This window comes from Clostridium lundense DSM 17049, assembly GCF_000619945.1.
GTDB classification, from domain to species: Bacteria; Bacillota; Clostridia; order Clostridiales; family Clostridiaceae; genus Clostridium_AO; species Clostridium_AO lundense.
In genome coordinates, this window is the sequence record NZ_JHVC01000013.1 from 60,270 (window position 1) to 81,580 (window position 21,311).

The following is a 21,311-nucleotide window of genomic DNA, read 5'->3' on the forward strand; positions in this document are numbered from 1 at the left end:
CTCACCCTTAACCAACATTAGCAGAAACAACCCAGTTAGGATGATAAAGCCTTGGAAGTCCATATATACCAACAGTAATATCAACAAAAGGATTTTTCTCTGCCTCTGACTTATCTTCAACAATAGAAAACTTTCCTGGCTGTGGTTTGTCAAGACCGCCATTATGAAGACTTATAGTAGTACCAAAGTCCATCATATCTTCTCCTGGTTGTCCTTGACCTACAAGTATAAACTTTGTATCTGGAATAAATGAATTAAAGTTTCCACTTGCATCCACATATCCCTCATCATAAATTACAAAGTCGATATCAGGATAGAAAAGTTTCATTGCTGACGATATATTGGTTGCTGATAAAAATGCTGAATAAGTAGTGTTCTTTAAAAGTTCCTTTATTCCATTATTAGCTGCCAAATATCCAGCTACTGTATAATTAAAATAAGCTTTAGTTGGCTTTGCTCCTGTACCTCTAAACAACAAAATATATTTGTTTAAGTCGCCAAGTATATCCGCAGTAGGATCATTCCATTTCTTAGTTGGTGTTGGAGCATTCTTACTTGGAATATCATAAGGAACAGTATATTTAACTCCATTTTCATCAATTTGAACTTTACCATTAACAAGTGGCTGCCATGTAAGCCATTCAATTCTTGTTTCCAACCTATCATCAAGCTGCAATGATTTTTCAAGCACAAGCATTCTACCAGCTCTCTCATTGTAGCTTCCTGCAGCTCTTGCATATAATAGTTCCTTTTCATCAATTCTCTTGGTTTCCTTCCAATATCCAGTACCAACTTTCTTTGTTCTCATGCCTGCAAGTTTAGCAAGCTTAGGATCTGAACCAAGATTATGGGCTGGAGTCATTCCAGAGCTGGCTTCTATAACATCAAATTCAATTTCTGCAGAATACACCTCTCTTATAGGACAAAAACTTCTCCCTATAAATCTTGTAGGATCAACTGCTCTATTTCTGACAACATGAGTAATCTCTCGGGTAGTAGGAAATAACATAGTCATAATTCATCATCCTTCCTTTATAAAACTAAAATATTATTAACAACTCTTCCGTATAAATCCTTAAGAGATATACTATCAATTCCAGTTACATAATTAGTATCAAAAACTCCCTTTATATAGACACTAGCAACAAATTCGCTTCCATCATCAATAACGGGTTCTGCTAACACACCAACAGCCTTTTCAGACCCATCTTTCACAAATAAAAAAGACCCTGCAGCATGAGCAGTAGTAAGTCCAGTTGTTACCGTTACAGTTTTTGTTCCAGTATTTATATTAGTTACAGCTCCAAGGTCTTCAAGCGCAGTTCCATCTGCTTTCATAATATGAACAGAATCACCAATTTTAACAGGAATACTGTCAATAACAAGTTGCGTAGCAGACACTGCTGCATCGGCTGTTAAAGTAGCTCTTCTTACTTTTTCTGCATATCCATCCTCTTTTACTCCCACAATACATCCTGTATCAATATCACCAGAATTTAAAAAGGTAAGTGGAATTTTAACACAACATTCTCCTGCCACATAACGGGGATCTCTATCTACATAAATAACTTCACTCATAGCTTACGCCTCCTTTAAATTAAAGAATATATTTTCCATCATCAGTAATCTTGCCGCCAAGAGCTTTGATGTCTTCATCTGCAAGCTTCTTATAATCTTCATCATTCTCACCAGTTTTTTGTGAATATTGAGAACCAAACTGAACATACTTAACTCTTGAAGTCTCTGGCAAGCTTCCAAGCATATCATAAATCATGTCTGAAAGCTTCTTTTCACTATTATCAGCAAGTTTTATAGTGCTTGAAGTTGGCATTGCAAGAAGTAGCTCTTTAGCCTTGTCACAAAGTACAGGAGGTATTCCTTTAAGCTTAAGCTCAGAAAGCTTCATCTCAACTTCCTTTTCTTCATTGACTTTCTTTATGCCAGTATTATCATTTTCCAAATCGGATAACTTTTTCTTTACAGCCTCCAGCTCTGCTAAAAGTTTTGCATTTGAATCTTCATCCTTTCCATCTGCCCCCTCAACTTTTTGAGGTTCGGTTGGAGACACATCTGAAAGTTTCATCTTTGTAGTCAGTGCAGTAAAAAAATCTGATAACTTCTTTAAAAATTCATCCATTTTATTTCCCTCTCTTTCTTCAAAATCAAGATAAAATTCATTATTATTAACATCTGACAACACCACATTTTCAGGAAGGTGTGTCAAAAAAGGTTCATTGGTTAAAGCTATAGCAGAAAGTACAGTTCCCACATTCTTGCCTGAAGTCTTTTCAATGTAGTTATCATCATACTCCGCCGAAGCAAACCTGTATTTCTTTGATTTAATAAGATTCTCCACATTCTCATCACAAGGTTCACAAAGGGCATAAAGCACATTTCCTTCTTGAACAATGTCCTTAATCCATGCCTTAGCTTCAGCATCTCCAAAAGTAGAAGAATCACTTTTATCATGTCCAATCCTTATAAAAGGAGGTCTTCCGAGTGCATTTTCTTTAAAATTATTAACAAATTGTCTAAACTTTTCTGGAGAACCTTTAATGGTTCCGTATTTTGGATGTTTCCATTCACCAAGTCTAAAAAAAGGTATTTTTAAAAGTCCCATTAATAAAATTCACCTCCTTTCAAATCCAAATATATAGGACAAGCATATACATAACGTCATAACGCGTTATTACGGACTTCTATTAAACGAAAATACCTTGTAGGTATATTTACCCTTTTTAAAAGTCCAAGCCCTTAAAAAGGCTTTAAATTAATTGTTTTAAATTTATATTAGGTTGTCCTCCAACCAGCAGGTAAAGAAGCTGTCATTGACCAATCAAGCTGCTTATCTGTCGGCTTTTCAAAGTAAGGTTTAAGAATACTTCTGCATCTTCCATGCAGTGGGGGAGTATTCATAGCAAGCTCTGTAGAATCAAGTCTCATTACTAGCCCATGTCTTGATCTACATTGGTCACTTGTCCTTCCATCCATAATTGCTGAAAATTGAACATACTCAACACCATCTTCATAAAATGAAGTAACTCTTCCCTTATTGTAGTAATAGGTGCTTTCTGTAATACTTATTAGCTCACCACGATCCATACAGGTATTTAAAGTTTTTGATATCTGTTTTTCAACTTCAAGCTCATCAGCACCCTTAATCTTTTCCCTCATTATATTCTTAATAGTTTCTACAATGTCTTGCGTTACATTGCCCGATAAAACAAGCTGCCTTTTACTTATAGCAGACATAGCATTTTCAGGATAAATCCAGAAGCTTATATCAATCTCTGGAGGGAGTGGCTCTGCTAATTTTAAAGCTTTAAGCTTTTTAAACTCTTTAACTTCTCTTCCTGAAGCTATAACTTCATATTTTCCATGAAGCCTTCCCATGTTAAAACAATTGAAGCTATGCTTCTTGAAAACTTTATTTAATTCCTGAGAATATTTTTTAGATATTCTATTGAATTCATCCTCCATTGCTGAAACGCTAATGGGCTTGTATCTAGAAGCAAACTGAAAAAGCTTTTTAATGATTTTGCCATATTCTTTGAGAAAAATTATATCTTCCTCATCCAGCTCTTTTTTAAATTTACTGTCTAAATCATTCATCTACACCACCTGCATCCTCTTTGTATCTCTTGAAGTCTTTCAATGCATTATTCATTACTTCAATATCTGCATCATTCTTTTTAATTTCCTTTTGAGGCATATCAAGAGATGATCTTACATAATCCATATCTGCCTGGTCTTCTGCATCTATAAAACCAGTATCAACAGCATCTTTAAATATCTTCATTAAAATTTCCTTATCTTCGTCAGATAGCTTTCTTTGTGGAAACTTACCATAGCTGTCCTGTGGTCCAAAATTATATTCGATAAGTCTTCTAACCAATTGATCAATTAATACCTCTGTAAGATTTTCATATATACTGTCCAATACAGCCTGAAAGGTATCAAAGTGCTTTTGACCTAAAGAATAAGACCCCTTAGCTCCTTCATCACCAATTAATGAAGGAAGAAGAAGTCCTCTGTAAATCATTTTATTAAAATAACTGAGAGCAGCATTAAAAGCCTCACCAACTCCTGTTCCACCATTAGTAAGGGTTTTAACATCAGCTTTATTTTCACCAGAGCTAGTCATTGCAATTGCTTCTTGACTGTGGAGGTCACTTAATATTCTTAAAACATAATCAAGCTGCTGCACCTTTTCTCCTTGTTTATCAGGATCATTTATTTCTCCTTCAGGAACCATAGCAACAACTAATGGTGTACCAAACTTATCAAGAGCTCTTGCCCACATTTTTAAAATAGGATCTTTCAAAAGCCAATCTTTATATATCCTTTTAAATGCACTCCTGCCATAGATGTTTCCAAAACGTGAATTATGAGTATATATAATACACTTATTAGTGGGAATATCTACATGTGAACCTGTAATCAAATATTGCTTTACTCCCACATCAAGAAGTCGTCCTTTATCATCTACATTAAAATAAATACCAAAAGGATGGTAGGTTGTAAGGCTATCTAATACAGTCTTTCCACCTTCCATATTATAATTAATTTCGGTAACGGAAAATCCAGCCCATATAGCTGATAAAATTTCCTCAGAAGCTTGATACAAACTTCCCTTCATTCTCTCAAACTGCTTATTTATAAAATCCTTAATGTTAGGATTTTCATGGTCATACTCTCCAAGTTTGATAAGTACACCTAAAGTCAGAAAATCAAGTCCTTGTGCTACCGTTTCATCGGTGTCCAGCATTTTTTCATAATCTAAAATTCTAAGAGCATCAGGATTAACAATAGCATTGTCAAAGACCTTAAAAGTAGTACTAAGTTGAGAACCAACTTGTCCCATAATTCTTATATCATCCATACACATCACCTCTCTTAGAATTTATCAAATATTTCTTTAAGCTTACTCATTACCTTACCACCTTTGAAATCTTCACTAGCAGAATATTTTTTATGCTCCTTATTCCCGAGAATTGCAGAAGCAACTTCATCATAATTTGAAGCATGTGCAAAGTGGTCAGCCTTAGCTCCTTCAAGGTAGGTATAAAATTGATTTCCTTTTTTATCAAATTGTTTTACCTTACATGGAGCCATAACCTGCTCAATAAATCCTTCTCGGCCATCATCTTTTATATCCCTTGGAAGAATAATTTCTCTGCTTCTAAATCGGTCAAAGGTATAATCTAGAGATAAAGTTCTATTTATATTTACTGAAAGCTCTCCATGCTTACCTTCACCAATAGTATAATAATCTGATTCTTTCATATTAGGATAATAAGCAAGATAAACTCTACCTCGAAATCTAAGGGCAAAATCTCTAGCTTTTTTATATTCCGGGTTAGCATCAATAACACATACAGCAACATCATACTTTTTCATTAGAACATCTAACTCTTCAAACTCATCTACAGTATCAGCTCTTAAAACCTTTTTCTTATTACCAAAAAAACTAGATATTCTAAAGTGAAGTTTTCTACCAACGTCAACTCCCATAGTGCATACTCCATCTGGTGAATAAAGAGTACTATAATCACCCATACATGCAAAAACTTCATCACGAGTAAGGCTTCCACCTCTAGGAGTATAGGGAAGTCCAAGCTTAGACTTATAAAACTCTTCTTCATTCTTAGGATTCTTTTGAAAATCCACAAGAAACTTTACAGAAATAACTGAAGAATAAAGCTGAGATATATGATAACTATGAACGTCTCTATCTCTAAATGTTGGAACCCATTCACCTCTTTGAGTGTGATCAATAGGCTTTCTACATTTTTTACATAACCTATGTTCTAGTGATATCTCCGGATTAATATTTTCTTCCCAAGTAAGAGGCTGCCATTCTCCACAATGGTCACACTTTAAAAAATAATATCTTTGATCTCCGGCTAAAAAAGCTGAGTGAATTCCATACTCAGGATATGTAGGAGTAGATAACGCTCTAATCCATTTATAATAAGAGTGGTCAATTCTTGATTTAGCAAGTGGGATATTATCCTGAATCATTTCGTCATATTCATCCAGTACCAGAAGGTCACCATCAACAGATTTTAACTGCCTTGCATTTTGTGAACCTCTTAAATACATAAAATGATTTCCTATCTTTTTAATAGAAACCTTATCTGCAGCATCCTTTTTTCTGCCTTTCTTGGTATCAAGATTAGAAATTTCGCCTTTACCTACTATAGATGCAAGAAAATCCGAATAATCAATAACTGGGTTAAACCTTCCTTGAACGAACTCACCAATATGCGTAGAAGTAGGGAACAGATACACCACGTTACCTTTTGTTATTGCAAAATGAGTAGCAAGACCTAACATTATTTCCGAAATACCCATCTGACCAGATTTCATAACTACAATTTCATTTGCAGTGTCATTAAGTATTCCTTCTTGGTACCAGTGACCATCCAAGGAGTATTTCATTCTGTCAATTTTTCCTTTAACAGACCAGTTATTTTTTAAGAACTCCAGTGGATTATCGGCTACCTTGTATATGCTGCTGCTATCATTTTCAACAAGCTCATCTAATAAGCCCAATATATCCACCTCCTTCAAAAGGGCGTGCTTCGCCATCCACAACTTTAAAACTAAGCTGCAGCTAAAAAATTTATGCCCCCATAGCCTAAACTACCGCCGAAACAGGTTAGTTTATACTTATGGTTCTTTTAAATCAATACAAAACTCAATTTCTTTAGGTTTATCATAAAGATAAAATTTTACTTTAACTCTACCTTTGCGTTTATCAACTTTTGTTATAAATCTTTCCATACCCAAAAGGGCACCTGATAAAATTTTAATTCTGTTGTTTTTAATTACAGCCTTAGAAATCTTTACAGTATCACCATCACCAACAAATTGTAATATTCTTTCCATTTCACAATCTGGGATAGGTATTGGAAGACCTCCTGTATCCATTCTTCCAAGTATCCTTATTACTCCAGGAGTATTTTTTATAATGTAATAAATATCTTCATTCAACTCACAATATATAAATACATAACCGGGATACAATAGTCTTAAAACTCTTTGCCATATATTTTTATTTCTCTCCAGCATTTCTCTTTTGAAAACTCTTACATCAATTCCTAGAGCATCTCTTTTTAAAACTCTGCTAACGTCTTCTTCGCAAGTGGTATTTACATGGAGCACGTACCATTTATTCATTGTTTTCACTCTCCATTCTTTCTGCCACCTTATCAGCCAATTCACACATTCGTTTGAATAAATCCGGCTGTTGTTTAAGCTCCTGCTTTAATTCTTCTTTAAGCTTTGATAATGCATCATTAACTCCACGCTTATATTCAAGCTTGAACTTTTCTTTGTAAACAGTAGAGCGTTCAAGCTGTACTGCTACACGCATTGCTTTATCTATAGGCATCTCTAACATTTCTTCTTGAGCTATTGCCATTCTTTGAGCTAATCCATGTGCCATCATTTGATTTACTGCCCCAATAACATCAAGATTCTTATCTTCTTTCACTGCCTCGACTATAACCTTCATCTGCTCTGCAGATTCTTTTAATGACTTTGCAATATTATTATTCCTGAAAGCATATCTGCCTATGGAAGATTTACTTATTGGATACCCAAGCTCAGTAACTTCTTCAGCTATTTCAACATAGCCTATATTTACATCAGCAAGCCTTTGATTAATTAATTCCTTTATTTCTTCAGGGAATTCATCAATTCTGCATTTTATTCTTGTCCTTTCTCTTTCCTTTCCCAAAATATCACCCCTTATAGGTCGATTCCTGGTTCCGGTATTGAAAACTGAATTACATCTGTGCCTTTAGATGTAAGTTTAACTTCATCATCTTCTTGATCCGCGTCCAAAACCTCCACTGGATTTTTAGTTAATTCATTTCTAGCTCTTATAATCCCTTTATCTTCAAAGTAATCCAAAATATCATATAACTCAGAATCGTCAATATCCCTTCCTGAAATAGCTGCTTTCAAGTCTGCAATTTTGAACCATCTTGTTTTAAAAACAAGTGCAATGGTTCTTATTATGATTCCTCTTTTCCTTCTGGCCTCAGCTGCAATTACCTGTTCCATTGCTTTTTTCTTTAATTGTTCAGTATCCAAATTCATCACTTTCCTTTCATATCAAGTAAAATGTCAAAAATTCTATCAAGCTTTTTCATTATTTCTCCAGTAGTCTGGAGATAATCAGATTTTCTAACATATTCTTTGCTCACATCTTCTTTATGCTCATTTAAATCATCTCTGAGCTGGTCTATTTTTTCCGTATGTTCTTTTATATCCTTTTCGCTCTTTTGTAAAGTCTCTTTTATGTCCTTGTCCAGCTTGCAAAACCTATCCTCAAATAACTTCTTAGTGTCTTTTAGAAAGTAGGCGATTATACCTATGACACAAGTTATAATTATTTGATAAACCCAAGTGCTACCCATAAGTTGACCCTCCCCATAACTCCATGCTTTAGTACCTTCATATAGCTCCCTCCCGCAAAAAATAAAAAATACCAGTATGAGGTTTTTTTAACCTCTATACTGGTATTTTAATCCTTTAGAATTTTCTTGGAAATTTGCAACTTGCTAAGAAAGTTATAAGCTATCAAATAATGTTACTTGCCCATCAATTACAGGGACAACTCCATCACATATGTTCCTAACTGTCCTTTCACATATGTTATATTTTATAGCTAAATCCTGATAATTATACCCATTAAATTCTTTCTTTATTTTTTCATTCCTAATTGTCTTAAAAAGCGTGTCGTACTTTGGTATATATATCGTTGTCCCGCCCAACTTCTCAGCTATCTTACATAAATTATCAATTCCGATTATCTTGGCATAATAAGCGTATGGCTCTGGAAGTATGTCCGGATTAAGTAGTTCTTTATCTAATTCTTCCAAAGTACCACCCCCTTTATTTTAATCTATTTTTTCAAAAAGTAAAATGGTAAATTATACTTATATTGGCTAGTGAACTTTAAAATTTGCCATCTTACTTGAAAATTTATGTCATACCTTAAATGTAATATTAATATCATCTGTCTCTTTCTGCAACCTTTTTAAGTGCTTCTATGAGGTTGGAAGCCTTATCAAAGGTTAGCCACTTTTCATTTTCAACTCTGCAGTATTTTTTCATGAAGGCATTAAGTCTTTTGGGATTGCTGTCCCATCCTAATTCTCTTTCAAGAGCATGGATCTTATATACTTGGTCTTCTGTAGCCATATTACTTCTATATTGTGGTTCTTTTCTTACTCCTGTTTTCTTATATTCAAGTTCATCAATAACCATTGCTGCCTGTAAACTTGTAAGCTGTGCTATGCTAGTAACTCCAACAAGATTTTCAATAAAAGCATGAAGGAGCTCATTATCTAAATCAAGCTCCTTAGCAGTTGCAAATATCTTTGCTCTTTGTCTGGCATATATTTTACGCATCTTCATCATCAACCTTATACTCTATGCCTATTTTAATCCCTTCATCTACTATAACAGCCTTCTTAAGATCCTCTAGAGCCTCATTAAACTCTTCTGTACCTTCTTTAAATCCTGAAACCTTTAAGAAATGGCTTACTTTTTACCATGCACTAGCCTCGCTTATAAAATATGCCCAATGCTCTGCATCATCTTCTGTCATACCAATGCTTACTAGAAAAGCTTTGTCCTTTTCCCATACTCCCTTTAATTTCTTCTTGGCTAGTTTTTTATCATCATCACTTACAGGTAGTTGTACAATAATATCTACAACTTTTTGTTCTACATAGTTACCTAAGCAGATGGGTGCCAACATCTTTTTAAAAGCATCAGTCATCTTATAATCTTTCTCTTCTTTAACAAAATCAGCTAGAACATTTTCAGGAATCATCTGCTTTAAATATTCTATACTTATAAGTTTTACTGATTCAGTATTAGTTGCTGTAGCACAATTGCTATCATTTCCCCAAAACTTAACTTGCTTAGTCTTTGAATTTTCTAACTGTGAAACTGCTTCTTTCTGAAGATCTGCTTTAATTTTATTGATTTCTTTTTTGCCATCCTCAACAAGCTTATCCCATTCAGCATACTTGTCTACTATTTCTCCAATATTACTCATTAATCATACCTCCAAGTTCCTTTATGCAGTCACTGCATACCCTTTTATTTTTATAGACAACAACCTTTTTATCACTTTCACAGAATAAACACTTCTGTACATGAGGCTTTACTACAATATTTCCTCCTTCTATCACTAAGTCAACAGCATCTCCTGAATCAAATCCTAAATCTCTTCTTAGATCTGCTGGTATTGTTAACCCACCAGCTTTATTAATTTTCTTAAATTTCATAAATAAATTCCTCCTTAACTCTTATATCTTATTTCAGTTATTTTTCCATCCTCGCATTTAAATGAAACCTTAAGATTAATGTACATTTGTGTCAATATTACCGCAGGAGTCTCGTTAGCCTTTTTTAGAAAAGCTTCCTTAGATTCCTTTGTCACTGCATTTCCCTCCCTTATAACTTTCTTATTGGTTCTATGACTTTTTCATAAAGTTCCATATGACTATACTTCTTTTCACCAACTCTAAATTAATAATCTTCATCACTTAAATATAAATCATAATCTTCTGGATCTGTTCCATGATCTAATACAATTTTAGAACCAGCTCCATAAATCTTAAATAGTAATGCATCTACTCCATATAGTCCACCAAGTATTTTTCTAGTATCTAGGGTTTCATCTCTAAGTGTTATGCTGTATGGCTTGCCTTCTTTATCTATATTAATTTGATAATCACATGAGTATTTGTAATCTTTTTCTTCTTCATCAATATAAATATGGCAATATCCACCACTAGTAGGTTCAATTATTAAAGTCATTTTATCATCATAATTTACATCAGCTTGATCAATACCTTCTTTGATTTTCTCTATAATTTCACTTAATTTATACTCTCTCTTAACATCGGAAAGCATCTTTTCGGTAGCTTCTTTTACCTTTTCAATACCTTGTACTGTTATTACTTCATCTAATTTTTCTTTAAGTGCTGCTAATATTAAACAGTTATATCCTGACAACTCTAATTTATCCAAATTAACATTAAGATTTTCTTCTATATGTTTTTTTAGAGCCTTTCCAAAATCACTGTATTCTCTGAAGACATCATCTACAATATCTTTTATTGTCTTTTCAAATCTATCTTTAACTATCTTTTCAACATAGTTTTCCTTTTCAAGAGTAGACAAAGTATCATTAACAATTTTATTTAAATCTATCATTATAATCCCTCCATTTTTTTAGTTCTTCATATCTTCAATTATTGAACAAACTCAAATATTTTACTTAAATGCTTCTTCGCATTTCCTACAAAGTGAAATGTGATGCCTTCTTCATCATCAACATCGATCTTATTGCCATTGTCTTTTATCTCGCATGGATATTCATTGCCTTTTTTCCAGTTGGTATATGGATACATATCATATCCAAAGTTAGCTTTTGCTATTGCCTTCATAAGCTCATCCCCTTTCTTAATGCACACATAGTACAACATGCCTTCATGCTCTCATTTTCTAATACTTGCTTAGCCAAATCTGACTCCCAACAGTTCATAACCTTTCTTTATAGAAATATACTTTCCCATGTTTCAATTCTTCTCTTAATGCTTTCTAAATCTTTTTTATGCTTTTCATTCACTTGTGGATCATAGTAAGTAATTCTATATTCAAAGTCTAAACTATGCCTTAGATGTAGTGAAATTTCAGTATACTTTTTAGCAACATTCACTGGAGAATAATTTATACAAACAGTATTTCCATCTTCGATTTCTGGAGAATAGAAACTTGTACATTTTACACCTTCTTTGAAAAAGCAGTCCTTACAGCATTTTTTTAAAGCTTTTATGCCTTTGTATCTCATAGAATTACCACCTTTACTATCTATCTGATTGAGTGTTACCGCCTCCAAAAATATTAGGATTAAGCATTGCCATAGATTGAGTATTTATTATTTGAAAAGCTTCTTCTCTGGTAAATCCTTCTGTTAAAAGTGCTTCATAAAATATTCTTAATTGTTTTGCAATCATTGAAAAAGAATTTTTTAAAGCTGGTTCCATTGCCTTAAACTCCTCAAATGCAAACTTGCTTTCTAAAATCTTCATATATGCCACAATTCCAACATTGTCAGAACCTTTTTTATTATTGTTATTCATAACTTACCTCCAACTAAATATAAAACAGCACCGCCAAGTTTATATTCTTATTTAGCTTCTTCTAACTGGTTTACTTTGTTTACAAGCTCTTCAATTATGGATTCATATCGATTTAATAATTCAGCATTTATAGGAGTACCTTCTTGAACAATATTGCCTTTTTCATCAATAATTTGATTCTTATGAACTATTTTTGTAAAATTAATCATTTTCTATCTTCCTCCTTAAATTAAGGCGGTGCTGCTATTAACAAAATTTATAACTTTTATACAAAGTATGTTAAAATAATCTTTGTAGGGGTGGTCGTATTTGATGAGGGGGTAATAAACATGATAGTTAAATGTGAAAAATGCGGTAAAGAATTTGATGCTCAACCAGTACCACAAACTAAATGCGGAACTATGGTATGTTCGCAAAATACTTATTCAGTATCTACAGTTAATACAGTTTGTCCAGAATGTACTAACTGTGAGGAGTCAAAGGATAACTAACACCTAAAAACTCACTACACCCCTACAATACCCCTTATTGTGTGGAATATTTAGAAAGGATACACCTTTTTAAGGTATATCCTTGTTGTCAAAACTGATTATTTTATACTAGCCTGTATATATCTCACAGCCATGATATTTGAGATAATTTCATCTAATTCCTGTGATTTTTTAAGGGTTTTAATATCCTGAATGCCATACTTATCAATACAATCATGCAATTCTTTTCTAACATTTTCTTCATTCATACACTTCAATCTCCTTTACATGATGAATTTTGGAGGGTTAGTTAACCCTCCAAATGTTTTTTTGCCATCTTATTTGAAAATTTTTAGTATAGCATTTTATAGTTTTTAGCATTCCTTACTATGCTTCCAGTAATTACTTCACCATTAGTTTCCTGAAGGCATAATTCTAAGACTTCTGTAAAGTTACCCATGCCTCCATGCTTATAGTCAATTGCAAGAGCTACTAACATATTTTCAGCTTCTCTATCAATATTATATTGACTTAATATTTCCCTGACTTCCTTTTCCTTAATTCCTTCAAGCCTCATCTTATAAATTCTTCTATAGAGCTGTGATAAATTTTCTTTAAAGTTGCCACCATGTGTTAAATAATCTTCTAATACCTCAGTTCCTACTAAAAGCATAGGAATCTTTGTGTTATCCCATATCTTTCTTATGGTATCAAACTTTGATACATCCCATTTTTTTAGGTACTCCGACTCATCAATTATGAACAATATTTCTCTGCCATCATACTCATCAATAATTTGCTTAACCAATTTATATGCTGAACCTCTTTTTAGAGCTATTCCTAGATTTTCTGCTATTATTTCAAGCAAATCTTTCTCCCTCATGCCTTGAAAGGCTTCAACATATACAATGCCTGGTACGTTCTTAGAATATTGCTTAACAATTGTTGTTTTTCCTGAACCGGGATACCCTATAATACAGCCTAATTTCCTTCTGTTTTTAATATCTTCAATAAAGCCTAGTGCCTTTTTAAATTCTTGAGTTGGGAATAATTCTATATCCTTTTTAAACTCCTTTACATCTTCATCCTCAGGTATATTATAATAGCTGTATAAAAACTTTCTTACCGCATCCATCACATCTGTACTCGCCTTATGCTGATTTGCAAGCTGTGATATATATGTTCTGCTAACATTTACCTGCTTTGATATTTCCTCAAAAGTTATACCTTCGTTCTCTCTTAACTTTTTAAGCTCTTCTCCAAGCTCTTCAATACCCATCCTGTTAAAATTAACATTTCTCTCTAATATTCTTGCTGCTTCCATCTATAAAACCTCCTATTTGTTCATTACTTTTTTAAGAATTTCTTCACCTGTTTCAAGGTATTTCTTATCAACTATTCCAGCTTCTTCAGTAGATTTTTTCTTTTTCTTACCATCTACAGCTTCCTTATAAGCCTTCATAGCCTTTTCATGTTCTATACTGGTAATATTTCCTTTATCATTTTCAACCATATCTCCAGTCATCATATTTGAAGTAGATTTTTTAGGTTGTTTTGGAGCAGGTTTTCCTAAAAGCTCTGCAATTCTTTCCTTAACCTCCCTCTCCTGTCTCTTCTGATTGCCAACATGTTCAGCAATCTTTTCTTCATCTTCTCTTACCATTTTTAGATTTTCCTTCATGTTAGCTGCACATATAAACTTTCCTTGATGAATAACCAGTATTGTATCCTTATTTTCCTTGTTATACCTTATCTGAACTTTTTCATTTATTAAGTGGCGATCAGAAAGCTCCTTATGCCAATATAACTTTTTATCAAAGGTGATTCCTTGAGTTGTAATAGTTCTCTCTTCAACTTCCATCTTAAGTAAACTTAATATTGCCATACTAGGCTTATCGGTTCTCGCTTTTTCTCCACTTAGATAAATATCAATAGGTTTATTACCTCCATATCCACTATGTGGTGTATTATGATATTCATTTAAAACATTTATAAACCAGTCTCTAAGTTCATCCATTGTAAACAATTTATCCTGCTGTGCAAGCTTTTTAAGATCCTTCTCAAAGCCTTCTGGTCTTTCTTCTGGATTATTTCCACACCAACCCGGAAGCTCTCTAACATATTGATCTGCGAACGTACCAAACCATCTTTCAATTGGTTTTGCCCATCCATGATATGCTTTAGCATGAGTATTTTCTATGCCTAAACTTTTTAAAATCCCTACAGTATCCACATGGAATGGCATTCCTGTTCCAAAGGATTTATCTACTATGCTGCCACCTTCAAAAGCATGTGACCTATAATCCTTTCCATTATCGGTATATACTATTAATGGTGGTCCCCAGAATGGAAAATCCTTTTTATCACTTATTCCATATACCAGAGCTTCTGCTATGGTCTGACTATTAGGATTAGTACTTAAGCACCAGCCAACAATACAGCCTGATGCTGCATCATAACAAGCTGTTAACCAAGGCTTCACAATCTTTTCATCCTTGTCTTTAATAAATACATCCAATACATGATGATCTCCAAACCACACTTCATTAATAAGCTTAGGCTTATCTCTTGTAGCCTTATGCATGAATTTAGCTTCCCATGCTTTTCTTCCATATACTGCGTATGTATATACTTCTTCTGATATTGCTGCATCTAAGATTCTGCTTATTGTTGCAGGACTTGTTGAAACAATCAAGCCTTCTTTTACTGGTTCATTGCATATCGGTAAATCCATTCCTGAATCTTCAGCTTTAATCCTGGCATCTGTACCTTCTCTAAAAATACAGTTTTCACAAGCCTTTGCTCCTTCACTTTCTGCATACTCTATGACCATTTTCAAAACCTTTGTCTTTTTTCTTTTTGCTTTATTAAGCCACTTTTCAAATAGCATAACCTTAGCAGCATAACAAGTGCTTCTTGTTTTACCTTTATTGCTACGTTCAACTTTCCTCATTAAAGACTTTGCTCCAAACTCCTTAAAGCCTTTAATCCATCTATCAAGGTTACGCTTTGATACTCCATTGTCTTTAGCAAGTTCCTCCCAAAGTATTGTCTTATTTCCCTTTGCTGTAGCTTCTATCTCTAGAGCCTTTTGAACCAGTTCATATTTTTTAACAAATTCCTTCATACCTTCTTCACCAAACTTTTCTTTATACGCTGCCATATCTATGTCTATTACTTCATCTACTGCCGTTGCTGAAACTTCCTGGTCTGCACCGTACTTTTCAATAAATTTAATTTGTGCTTCTGCCGGAAGGGAGGATACAAGAACTTGAAGCTTTAAACCTCCTTTGCCAACACCTGCATCCAATATGCTTCTTGATGTGTATTTATTTTCTGCGGCTTTTCTTCTTACAGATCTTTCACTCTCTCCTGTCAATTCAGCTGCAACCTTAACATCAACATAACTATCAATCATTCTACTTATCCCCTCCTTTTTGCCTTCCTGAAGCTCTTGAAAAATTCTCCATGATATGCTATCATGAAGTTAGTTTATTTGTCAGAGCTTTCGGGTTCTTTTAAAAGTTTAATTATGGATTCGAGCTCCAGATTATTCTCAAAGGATTCTTCAAGAATTGAAGTCCTTACCCTTAAAAAGGTAGAATATGATGGGGCTCGAATTCCTTTTTGGTTGCAGATATTAACAGTAAGATTGAACTGGTCTTTCTTTTTTAGAATTTTTCCCTTTGAGTAGAGCAAAGCTTCAGCAACTATTAATCTTAGTTTTTTATTCATAGTAAAGCCTCCTACTCATTAACCGCAGTTTTTACTGCTACTTCCTTATTAAGCAGTTCCTTTAATTCCTCAATCTTAAACTCACAAGCTCCCTCTTCCTTTAGGGTATATCTTAGCATCTGATTAATTGTAAAAAGCTCACCCCCTAACCTTGCCATTGTTTTTTCTATCTCAGCCTTGATTTCCTCTCTTTTTCTGCTTAAAATATCTTCCTGCTCCTTAAGCATCTTATAACGATATTCTAAAAAATGAATGTTTAGCTCTGGTGACTCAGGCTCAATGGCTAAATTTATACTTTCCTTAAAATCCTCTTTATACATTGAAAGTGCTTGAGTGTCAATAATTCCTGTCATCCTATATCACCCCCTTTACTGGTTGATATCTTTTTTCCTTTGCTTCTAAATCTAATCTTTTGGTAATTGCATCCCTGTACTTCTTCCCTGAACGTCTTCCGTTTAGTATGTCTGTTAGGTAGTTTTCATTTACTCCAATTTCTCCAGCAAGCTGCCTTTGTGTCATGTTAAGCTCTATAAGTCTTTTCTTTACCTGCACTCCAAAAATAGGTATAGTATTGTTGTTTCTTCTCATAATATCAGCTCCTCCCTATGCCTTTTCAAAGCTCCTAACAGTACCTGTATCCCTATGAATTATTACTAATTCCTTACTATTATCCTTTACAACTAGCCAGTTATCAGGATTAAGCTTTTTACCCTTGATTGCTATCTTTTGATTTCTGGTAGGCTTTTTCCCATGCTTCAAACTTTCCCTAACCTCCTTTGTTTTTTGCTTGCCCCCTGTGGTAAAATATTCTTGAAAGGGGGTGATTGTTTTGGAATGGAAACCAAAAACTTCTATTCATTCAACATTAAAGCCAAGGCTTAATGTTAATGATTATAAAAAAGACTTTAAAATGGATTTTATTAATGGTGACTTAGTCCCAAATGAAACTGTCAGTGGTCTTGATGCATTTATTCAAAAATTCATTAAGGTTCTACTGACTAATAAAACTCCAATAATTAATTATGGCTTACTAGAGCTTCTACCAAAATCAAATGACCAAGCCAACTTTGACAAAGAATGTGAAAATTTATCTTCTGCAATTGTTACTCATACCAAGAAAAAAAACATAAATAGTTTTAAGCATTATAATTTTTACACCAAGGTTTAAGTGGACCATAAAATCCATTTTTATAATCTTTTTTCAAAAACAAATAAGCTCCATAATATCTTTGGTAGAAACAGAAAATTTTCCTAGCATCTCTTTCAGTTGTAAATCCAGTTTCTAAAAATCTTTTTATCTTTTTATCTGAAAGGGATGTTTCTTCTTTAAATTTGTCTCTCATTTCTTGTTCTTTTCCAGTGACTTTAAATATAAATAGTACCCTATCTCTAAGGAATCTTTTTTCAACTTCATTCTTCATCTATTAGACCTCCTAGCATTTATTAATGACTTTTAAATATTTCTATGTTTAAATTATCATCTCTCTACATAGATTCCGGTTACCACCCGGTAATAGGTTATAATCTACAATAATTTATTATGGTTGCTACCCACATATAAGCTATAAATTCCAATATTTATAACATAGTCGTTTGAGATTTAATCCTTTCATGTTAAAATATAGTTGTCTAATCTACTATCAACATGAAGGGAGGTGACCTAAATGCTTGCTGATCCTAAAAAACAAGCTGGCGTGTTAAATCAAATATGTTCAGCAATTATTTATAATGATACAGAACTTACGAATTATGCTAAGGCTTTTAATGATAAAGATTACCCAAATATAATTCTTAAATATCTCCCAAGAACTGAATATATCATTACAAAATTTGAAGCTAATTTTACTTATGAAGATTTCCACAACTTAGTAGCATGTGAACCGGTTGAAGTTAGATATCTACTTTTTGTAAGATTTTATGAAGCAATACAAAGACTCAATAATATAAATCAATGTCCTTGTGAATTTCCAGATGATATGAAACAGTTCTTATATAATGAATTAATTGAAAATAATCTTGGTAAAATTCATCATATTTAGATAGCATTATTTCTGTAAATATCACATGGTTTAAGCATAAAATTACAAGGATTAAATTCTCTTATACTTATTGAATATTTATGAATAGTCTTATATTTTTTGCTCCTCATTAAGGGGCTTTTTTCTTTTTTTATCATTTATTATCATCTCCCTGTATAGATTTCGGTTACCACCCGGTAATAGGTTATAAGCTACAATAATTTATTATGGTTGCTACCCACATATAAGCTAAGGTTACAATTCAAATTATCCTCTCCCTTGTATTGTTTTACTTCACCAGCTGTTATAAAATGAAATTGTCCAGATTCCATAAATACGAGGTGAATATATTGAATAAAAAAGGTGTTGAAATCTATATTTCTTTAACAAATATACTTATTAAGTATATAGATCAGTTTAAGAGTGAAAGCGAAGAAACTTTTGCAGAGTTAGTAAAAGATATAAATAGTAATAACTCTGTTAGTATCATACCTTCATACTCTGATTTTGTTGAACAAGTTTGTCATTCTACATACCGACATTCTATTGCTGCTTTTACAACCATTTTAGAAAAAATGTGCAATAATATAGCTGATGAGACAGGATCTACATTTGTTAAGTTTGAAGAAAAAATCAAATTACTTGAAAATCAAATCTCTGAGCTAGAAGAAAAACTTAATTCGAAGTAGCTTCCATCTATTTGATTTTATCTAAAGTTCGTTTTGATACTTGTCTAACTTGCTTTTCATCTGTATTTTCATAACATAGCTTAGTTAATTCGCTATTTAAGTCAACTATTTGTTTAATTGCATCTAGTTGACTTTTTATAATTATTGATTTTGATATTAAGAGCCATGAAATTTTAAGTTGAGTTACAGTTCTGAATTTTTCAAAATCAATTAATCCATTATTAAAGCAAAAATCAACTAATTCTTTATTAGTTTCAAGCAATTTTTCGAGTATCGATGAAGTAATTTCTGTATTTGCTTCTTGAGAATTAATTTTACACCAAGGTTTCATAACAAGAGATTCATTGTAAATCATTTCTTTATTTTTAGCTTGGCATATACAGTTTGATTTATGAAAAACTATAATAGTATCCTCATCAATATACTGTAGTGTTACTTTTTCACCAACATATTTTATTAACTCTGAATCCCAATATGTCTTACCACCTATAGTTATTCCACGACAACTTACTCTACGTGAATATTCTTTATTATCCATTACTTAAAGCTCCTTTCAATTTTTGTTATCTTGGTGTCATTTTCTACTCTACACTATCATCTCCCTACATAGATTCCGGTTACCACCCGGTAATAGGTTATAAACTACAATAATTTATTATGGTTGCTACCCACATATAAGCTAAGGTTACAATTCAAATTATCCTCTCCCTTGTATTGTTTTACTTCACCAACTGTTATAAAATGAAATTGTCCAGATTCCATATTTAAACAGAGAGGTGGTGAGTCCATGGAGTATGAACTTATAAAAGAAATAATTGAACTAACCAATATAGATGGTTCCTGCGATTATAAAGTTAACGCTTATCTGTCTGCTGGTTGGATACTGATAAATTGTGCTAAAAACGTTGACTTTGATGAGGAAATTCCTCGTGAATTCCTTGTTTATTCCTTAGCTTGGAATAAGAATACTGAACCAGTGAGACCATTCTAATATCTTGCAAGTACATAATTACATCTATTAGAATTATTAAGTACCTGCAATAATTTCCATCCATCATGAAGTTTTTGATTTGCTGCTTTATAATTGCAGGTTTCAAAAACTTCTTTTATATTCCAAGGATAATTCCTTGTTTTTTTAGTCTTATTTACTTTACTCCACTTCATATTAAGTGCCTCCTTTAATTTTTATATTTCTCTTGGTGTCATTTAGATGGGAACACCGCTTTACCTTGATGCCCTTAGTAGGATTTCTAGGCATCAGAAAGGTTATAAATCTTAGATGTGTTTATAAGATTTGTTATTGAGGTATACTCAATTATCAAAGCTGATCTATTCAGCTCTCATAATTAAGTCTGTGTCCTGGCAGTGACCATTCATGTATTATGGCCCGGCTCCCCTGAAAGGATCTTCGCACGCTCCCGCTCTCCAGCTCAATTTTTATTTCATCTATGCTGTCAAAAACCATATTAAATTTTCAAAGAGCTATTTTTTGTCACATGGGAAATTAATAAAACCCAGTGTAGTTTTACATTTTTAAACCACCAAACACATATGTAATTTATTTTGCTGTAGATACTTTTTTCAAATAAACTGTGTTAAAATTATGATGTGATTTCGTATCTTTAATTTAATTATAACCCCATATTTGTGGGGTGTCAACAATAATTTCATATTTTTGTGGGGTTTTTAATATACTAAATATTATTATAATAAAATTTCTCCACACTTTTGTGTGGTTTTGGAGGTGTATATTATGAATACATTTGGAGAACGACTTAAACTTGCCTTAAAGTCAGCAGGATATACTCAAAAAAAAATTACTGAAGATCTTAATCTATCTAAAAACGCAATAACAAATTATGTTAATGGAAGAATTCCTGATGCTAAAATTTTGTATAATCTCTCTAAAAAATTAGGAGTAACAATGGAATGGTTAATTGATGGCGAAGAACCAAAGAAAGAGCAGCTCTCTGGACAAGAAAAAGTAATTCAACATATTTTAGGAGATCTTACAGATAAAGAAATAAAATTTATTGAAATGCTTAGGCAAATAGATGATCATGAAAAAGCTAAAATAGAAGGAATGCTTGAGCTCAAAATTGCTGAAGCTCAAGCTACTAAAAAAGAAATGTCATATCCTTATCCGAATGGAGACGAGGAAGCCGCTACTAAAGAAAAGCTTGCTTAATTTTACATGTATTTTTTATGCTTTTTTGACGT

General features: G+C 32.9%; 36 protein-coding genes. 6 read left to right on the plus strand and 30 right to left on the minus strand.

All coding sequences use genetic code 11. The features are described from left to right. Positions 1-7: 7 nt before the first annotated feature. The 20 genes from T514_RS0115035 to T514_RS26675 form a co-directional block, all read right to left on the minus strand. Entirely contained in the window at positions 8-1,015 is a 1,008-nt protein-coding gene (locus tag T514_RS0115035) for a major capsid protein (protein WP_027625533.1), read from the minus strand. A 17-nt stretch (positions 1,016-1,032) separates the two neighbouring features. Beyond that, complete coding sequence (locus T514_RS0115040; RefSeq protein ID WP_027625534.1) at positions 1,033-1,578, minus strand: hypothetical protein; 546 nt, start codon at positions 1,576-1,578, stop codon at positions 1,033-1,035. A gap of 19 nt (positions 1,579-1,597) precedes the next feature. Next, the gene (locus T514_RS24675; RefSeq protein WP_051542062.1) at positions 1,598-2,620 is read right to left on the minus strand and encodes a phage protease; all 1,023 of its coding nucleotides are present in this window, start codon (positions 2,618-2,620) and stop codon (positions 1,598-1,600) included. Between the two features lie 170 nt (positions 2,621-2,790). Continuing rightward, positions 2,791-3,612 (minus strand): minor capsid protein, encoded by an 822-nt coding sequence (locus tag T514_RS25800; protein ID WP_051542063.1) that lies wholly within the window; start codon positions 3,610-3,612, stop codon positions 2,791-2,793. Further along, positions 3,605-4,882, minus strand: coding sequence for a phage portal protein family protein (locus tag T514_RS0115055; RefSeq protein ID WP_034869283.1), 1,278 nt, complete (start codon positions 4,880-4,882; stop codon positions 3,605-3,607). The genes T514_RS25800 and T514_RS0115055 overlap by 8 nt, the downstream gene beginning before the upstream one ends. Positions 4,883-4,896: 14 nt before the next feature. Further along, positions 4,897-6,558: a phage terminase large subunit family protein gene (locus tag T514_RS0115060; protein ID WP_027625536.1), complete on the minus strand. Its 1,662-nt coding sequence runs from the start codon at positions 6,556-6,558 to the stop codon at positions 4,897-4,899. 117 nt (positions 6,559-6,675) lie between these two features. Next, complete coding sequence (loaP, locus tag T514_RS0115065; RefSeq protein ID WP_027625537.1) at positions 6,676-7,185, minus strand: antiterminator LoaP; 510 nt, start codon at positions 7,183-7,185, stop codon at positions 6,676-6,678. Continuing rightward, entirely contained in the window at positions 7,178-7,747 is a 570-nt protein-coding gene (locus T514_RS0115070) for a phage protein Gp27 family protein (protein ID WP_027625538.1), read from the minus strand. The genes loaP and T514_RS0115070 overlap by 8 nt, the downstream gene beginning before the upstream one ends. A gap of 11 nt (positions 7,748-7,758) precedes the next feature. Next, positions 7,759-8,106: a hypothetical protein gene (locus T514_RS0115075; RefSeq protein WP_156939944.1), complete on the minus strand. Its 348-nt coding sequence runs from the start codon at positions 8,104-8,106 to the stop codon at positions 7,759-7,761. A 5-nt stretch (positions 8,107-8,111) separates the two neighbouring features. Further along, a complete protein-coding gene (locus tag T514_RS0115080) occupies positions 8,112-8,432 on the minus strand; it encodes a hypothetical protein (RefSeq protein WP_027625540.1) in 321 nt (106 codons plus the stop codon). 153 nt (positions 8,433-8,585) lie between these two features. Next, positions 8,586-8,897 carry a Mor transcription activator family protein gene (locus tag T514_RS0115085; protein WP_027625541.1) on the minus strand — a complete coding sequence of 104 codons (312 nt, stop codon included), beginning with the start codon at positions 8,895-8,897 and terminating at the stop codon, positions 8,586-8,588. Positions 8,898-9,030: 133 nt separating this feature from the next. Further along, positions 9,031-9,438, minus strand: coding sequence for a regulatory protein GemA (locus tag T514_RS0115090; protein ID WP_027625542.1), 408 nt, complete (start codon positions 9,436-9,438; stop codon positions 9,031-9,033). 130 nt (positions 9,439-9,568) lie between these two features. Continuing rightward, the gene (locus T514_RS0115095; protein WP_027625543.1) at positions 9,569-10,084 is read right to left on the minus strand and encodes a hypothetical protein; all 516 of its coding nucleotides are present in this window, start codon (positions 10,082-10,084) and stop codon (positions 9,569-9,571) included. Further along, positions 10,077-10,316, minus strand: coding sequence for an AbrB/MazE/SpoVT family DNA-binding domain-containing protein (locus T514_RS0115100; RefSeq protein ID WP_027625544.1), 240 nt, complete (start codon positions 10,314-10,316; stop codon positions 10,077-10,079). Before T514_RS0115100 ends, T514_RS0115095 begins: the two co-directional genes overlap by 8 nt. A 14-nt stretch (positions 10,317-10,330) precedes the next feature. Then, positions 10,331-10,471, minus strand: a complete 141-nt coding sequence (locus T514_RS26670) for a hypothetical protein (protein ID WP_156939945.1) — start codon at positions 10,469-10,471, stop codon at positions 10,331-10,333. Positions 10,472-10,560: 89 nt separating this feature from the next. After that, on the minus strand, positions 10,561-11,250 hold the full coding sequence (locus T514_RS0115110; protein WP_027625545.1) for a hypothetical protein: 690 nt from the start codon (positions 11,248-11,250) through the stop codon (positions 10,561-10,563). A gap of 38 nt (positions 11,251-11,288) precedes the next feature. After that, entirely contained in the window at positions 11,289-11,483 is a 195-nt protein-coding gene (locus T514_RS0115115) for a hypothetical protein (RefSeq protein WP_027625546.1), read from the minus strand. A 107-nt stretch (positions 11,484-11,590) separates the two neighbouring features. After that, a complete protein-coding gene (locus T514_RS0115125; RefSeq protein WP_027625547.1) occupies positions 11,591-11,887 on the minus strand; it encodes a hypothetical protein in 297 nt (98 codons plus the stop codon). Between the two features lie 16 nt (positions 11,888-11,903). After that, entirely contained in the window at positions 11,904-12,179 is a 276-nt protein-coding gene (locus tag T514_RS0115130; RefSeq protein WP_027625548.1) for a hypothetical protein, read from the minus strand. Positions 12,180-12,226: 47 nt separating this feature from the next. Further along, positions 12,227-12,388 (minus strand): hypothetical protein, encoded by a 162-nt coding sequence (locus T514_RS26675; protein ID WP_156939947.1) that lies wholly within the window; start codon positions 12,386-12,388, stop codon positions 12,227-12,229. A 120-nt stretch (positions 12,389-12,508) separates the two neighbouring features. On the opposite strand from T514_RS26675, the gene T514_RS26680 reads away from it, so the two are divergent. Beyond that, positions 12,509-12,670: a hypothetical protein gene (locus tag T514_RS26680; protein WP_156939949.1), complete on the plus strand. Its 162-nt coding sequence runs from the start codon at positions 12,509-12,511 to the stop codon at positions 12,668-12,670. A 98-nt stretch (positions 12,671-12,768) separates the two neighbouring features. Here T514_RS26680 and T514_RS26185 read toward each other — a convergent pair whose 3' ends face one another. The 7 genes from T514_RS26185 to T514_RS26995 all read right to left on the minus strand — a co-directional run bounded on the left by T514_RS26185 (position 12,769) and on the right by T514_RS26995 (position 17,143). Next, complete coding sequence (locus T514_RS26185; RefSeq protein ID WP_084284604.1) at positions 12,769-12,918, minus strand: aspartyl-phosphate phosphatase Spo0E family protein; 150 nt, start codon at positions 12,916-12,918, stop codon at positions 12,769-12,771. 83 nt (positions 12,919-13,001) lie between these two features. Beyond that, entirely contained in the window at positions 13,002-13,973 is a 972-nt protein-coding gene (locus T514_RS25805; RefSeq protein WP_027625549.1) for an AAA family ATPase, read from the minus strand. Positions 13,974-13,985: 12 nt separating this feature from the next. Continuing rightward, complete coding sequence (locus T514_RS0115155; RefSeq protein ID WP_027625550.1) at positions 13,986-16,067, minus strand: Mu transposase C-terminal domain-containing protein; 2,082 nt, start codon at positions 16,065-16,067, stop codon at positions 13,986-13,988. A gap of 74 nt (positions 16,068-16,141) precedes the next feature. Next, positions 16,142-16,384, minus strand: a complete 243-nt coding sequence (locus T514_RS0115160; protein WP_027625551.1) for a hypothetical protein — start codon at positions 16,382-16,384, stop codon at positions 16,142-16,144. A gap of 11 nt (positions 16,385-16,395) precedes the next feature. Then, complete coding sequence (locus T514_RS0115165) at positions 16,396-16,737, minus strand: hypothetical protein (RefSeq protein WP_027625552.1); 342 nt, start codon at positions 16,735-16,737, stop codon at positions 16,396-16,398. A gap of 1 nt (position 16,738) precedes the next feature. Next, the gene (locus T514_RS0115170) at positions 16,739-16,972 is read right to left on the minus strand and encodes a helix-turn-helix domain-containing protein (RefSeq protein WP_027625553.1); all 234 of its coding nucleotides are present in this window, start codon (positions 16,970-16,972) and stop codon (positions 16,739-16,741) included. 15 nt (positions 16,973-16,987) lie between these two features. Further along, the gene (locus T514_RS26995) at positions 16,988-17,143 is read right to left on the minus strand and encodes a DUF6906 family protein (RefSeq protein WP_169735824.1); all 156 of its coding nucleotides are present in this window, start codon (positions 17,141-17,143) and stop codon (positions 16,988-16,990) included. Between the two features lie 70 nt (positions 17,144-17,213). Here T514_RS26995 and T514_RS0115180 point away from each other — a divergent pair, with 70 nt between their 5' ends. Further along, positions 17,214-17,552: a hypothetical protein gene (locus T514_RS0115180; RefSeq protein ID WP_027625554.1), complete on the plus strand. Its 339-nt coding sequence runs from the start codon at positions 17,214-17,216 to the stop codon at positions 17,550-17,552. Here T514_RS0115180 and T514_RS0115185 read toward each other — a convergent pair. Further along, positions 17,521-17,805: a hypothetical protein gene (locus T514_RS0115185; protein ID WP_027625555.1), complete on the minus strand. Its 285-nt coding sequence runs from the start codon at positions 17,803-17,805 to the stop codon at positions 17,521-17,523. The two genes, T514_RS0115180 and T514_RS0115185, sit on opposite strands and share 32 nt — an antisense overlap. 243 nt (positions 17,806-18,048) lie before the next feature. On the opposite strand from T514_RS0115185, the gene T514_RS0115190 reads away from it, so the two are divergent. Next, positions 18,049-18,423, plus strand: a complete 375-nt coding sequence (locus T514_RS0115190; protein WP_027625556.1) for a hypothetical protein — start codon at positions 18,049-18,051, stop codon at positions 18,421-18,423. A gap of 290 nt (positions 18,424-18,713) precedes the next feature. Beyond that, positions 18,714-19,091, plus strand: a complete 378-nt coding sequence (locus T514_RS0115200; protein ID WP_156939951.1) for a hypothetical protein — start codon at positions 18,714-18,716, stop codon at positions 19,089-19,091. A gap of 7 nt (positions 19,092-19,098) precedes the next feature. Here the strand turns inward: T514_RS0115200 and T514_RS0115205 are convergent, their stop codons facing one another. Beyond that, entirely contained in the window at positions 19,099-19,629 is a 531-nt protein-coding gene (locus T514_RS0115205) for a Mu transposase C-terminal domain-containing protein (RefSeq protein WP_027625558.1), read from the minus strand. A gap of 249 nt (positions 19,630-19,878) precedes the next feature. Between T514_RS0115205 and T514_RS0115210 the strand changes: the two genes are divergently transcribed. After that, on the plus strand, positions 19,879-20,082 hold the full coding sequence (locus T514_RS0115210) for a hypothetical protein (RefSeq protein WP_027625559.1): 204 nt from the start codon (positions 19,879-19,881) through the stop codon (positions 20,080-20,082). Here the strand turns inward: T514_RS0115210 and T514_RS26685 are convergent. After that, positions 20,079-20,255 carry a hypothetical protein gene (locus tag T514_RS26685; RefSeq protein ID WP_156939953.1) on the minus strand — a complete coding sequence of 59 codons (177 nt, stop codon included), beginning with the start codon at positions 20,253-20,255 and terminating at the stop codon, positions 20,079-20,081. The genes T514_RS0115210 and T514_RS26685 overlap by 4 nt on opposite strands. A gap of 589 nt (positions 20,256-20,844) precedes the next feature. Here T514_RS26685 and T514_RS0115220 point away from each other — a divergent pair. After that, entirely contained in the window at positions 20,845-21,279 is a 435-nt protein-coding gene (locus tag T514_RS0115220) for a helix-turn-helix domain-containing protein (RefSeq protein ID WP_027625560.1), read from the plus strand. The last annotated feature ends 32 nt before the right edge of the window (positions 21,280-21,311 follow it).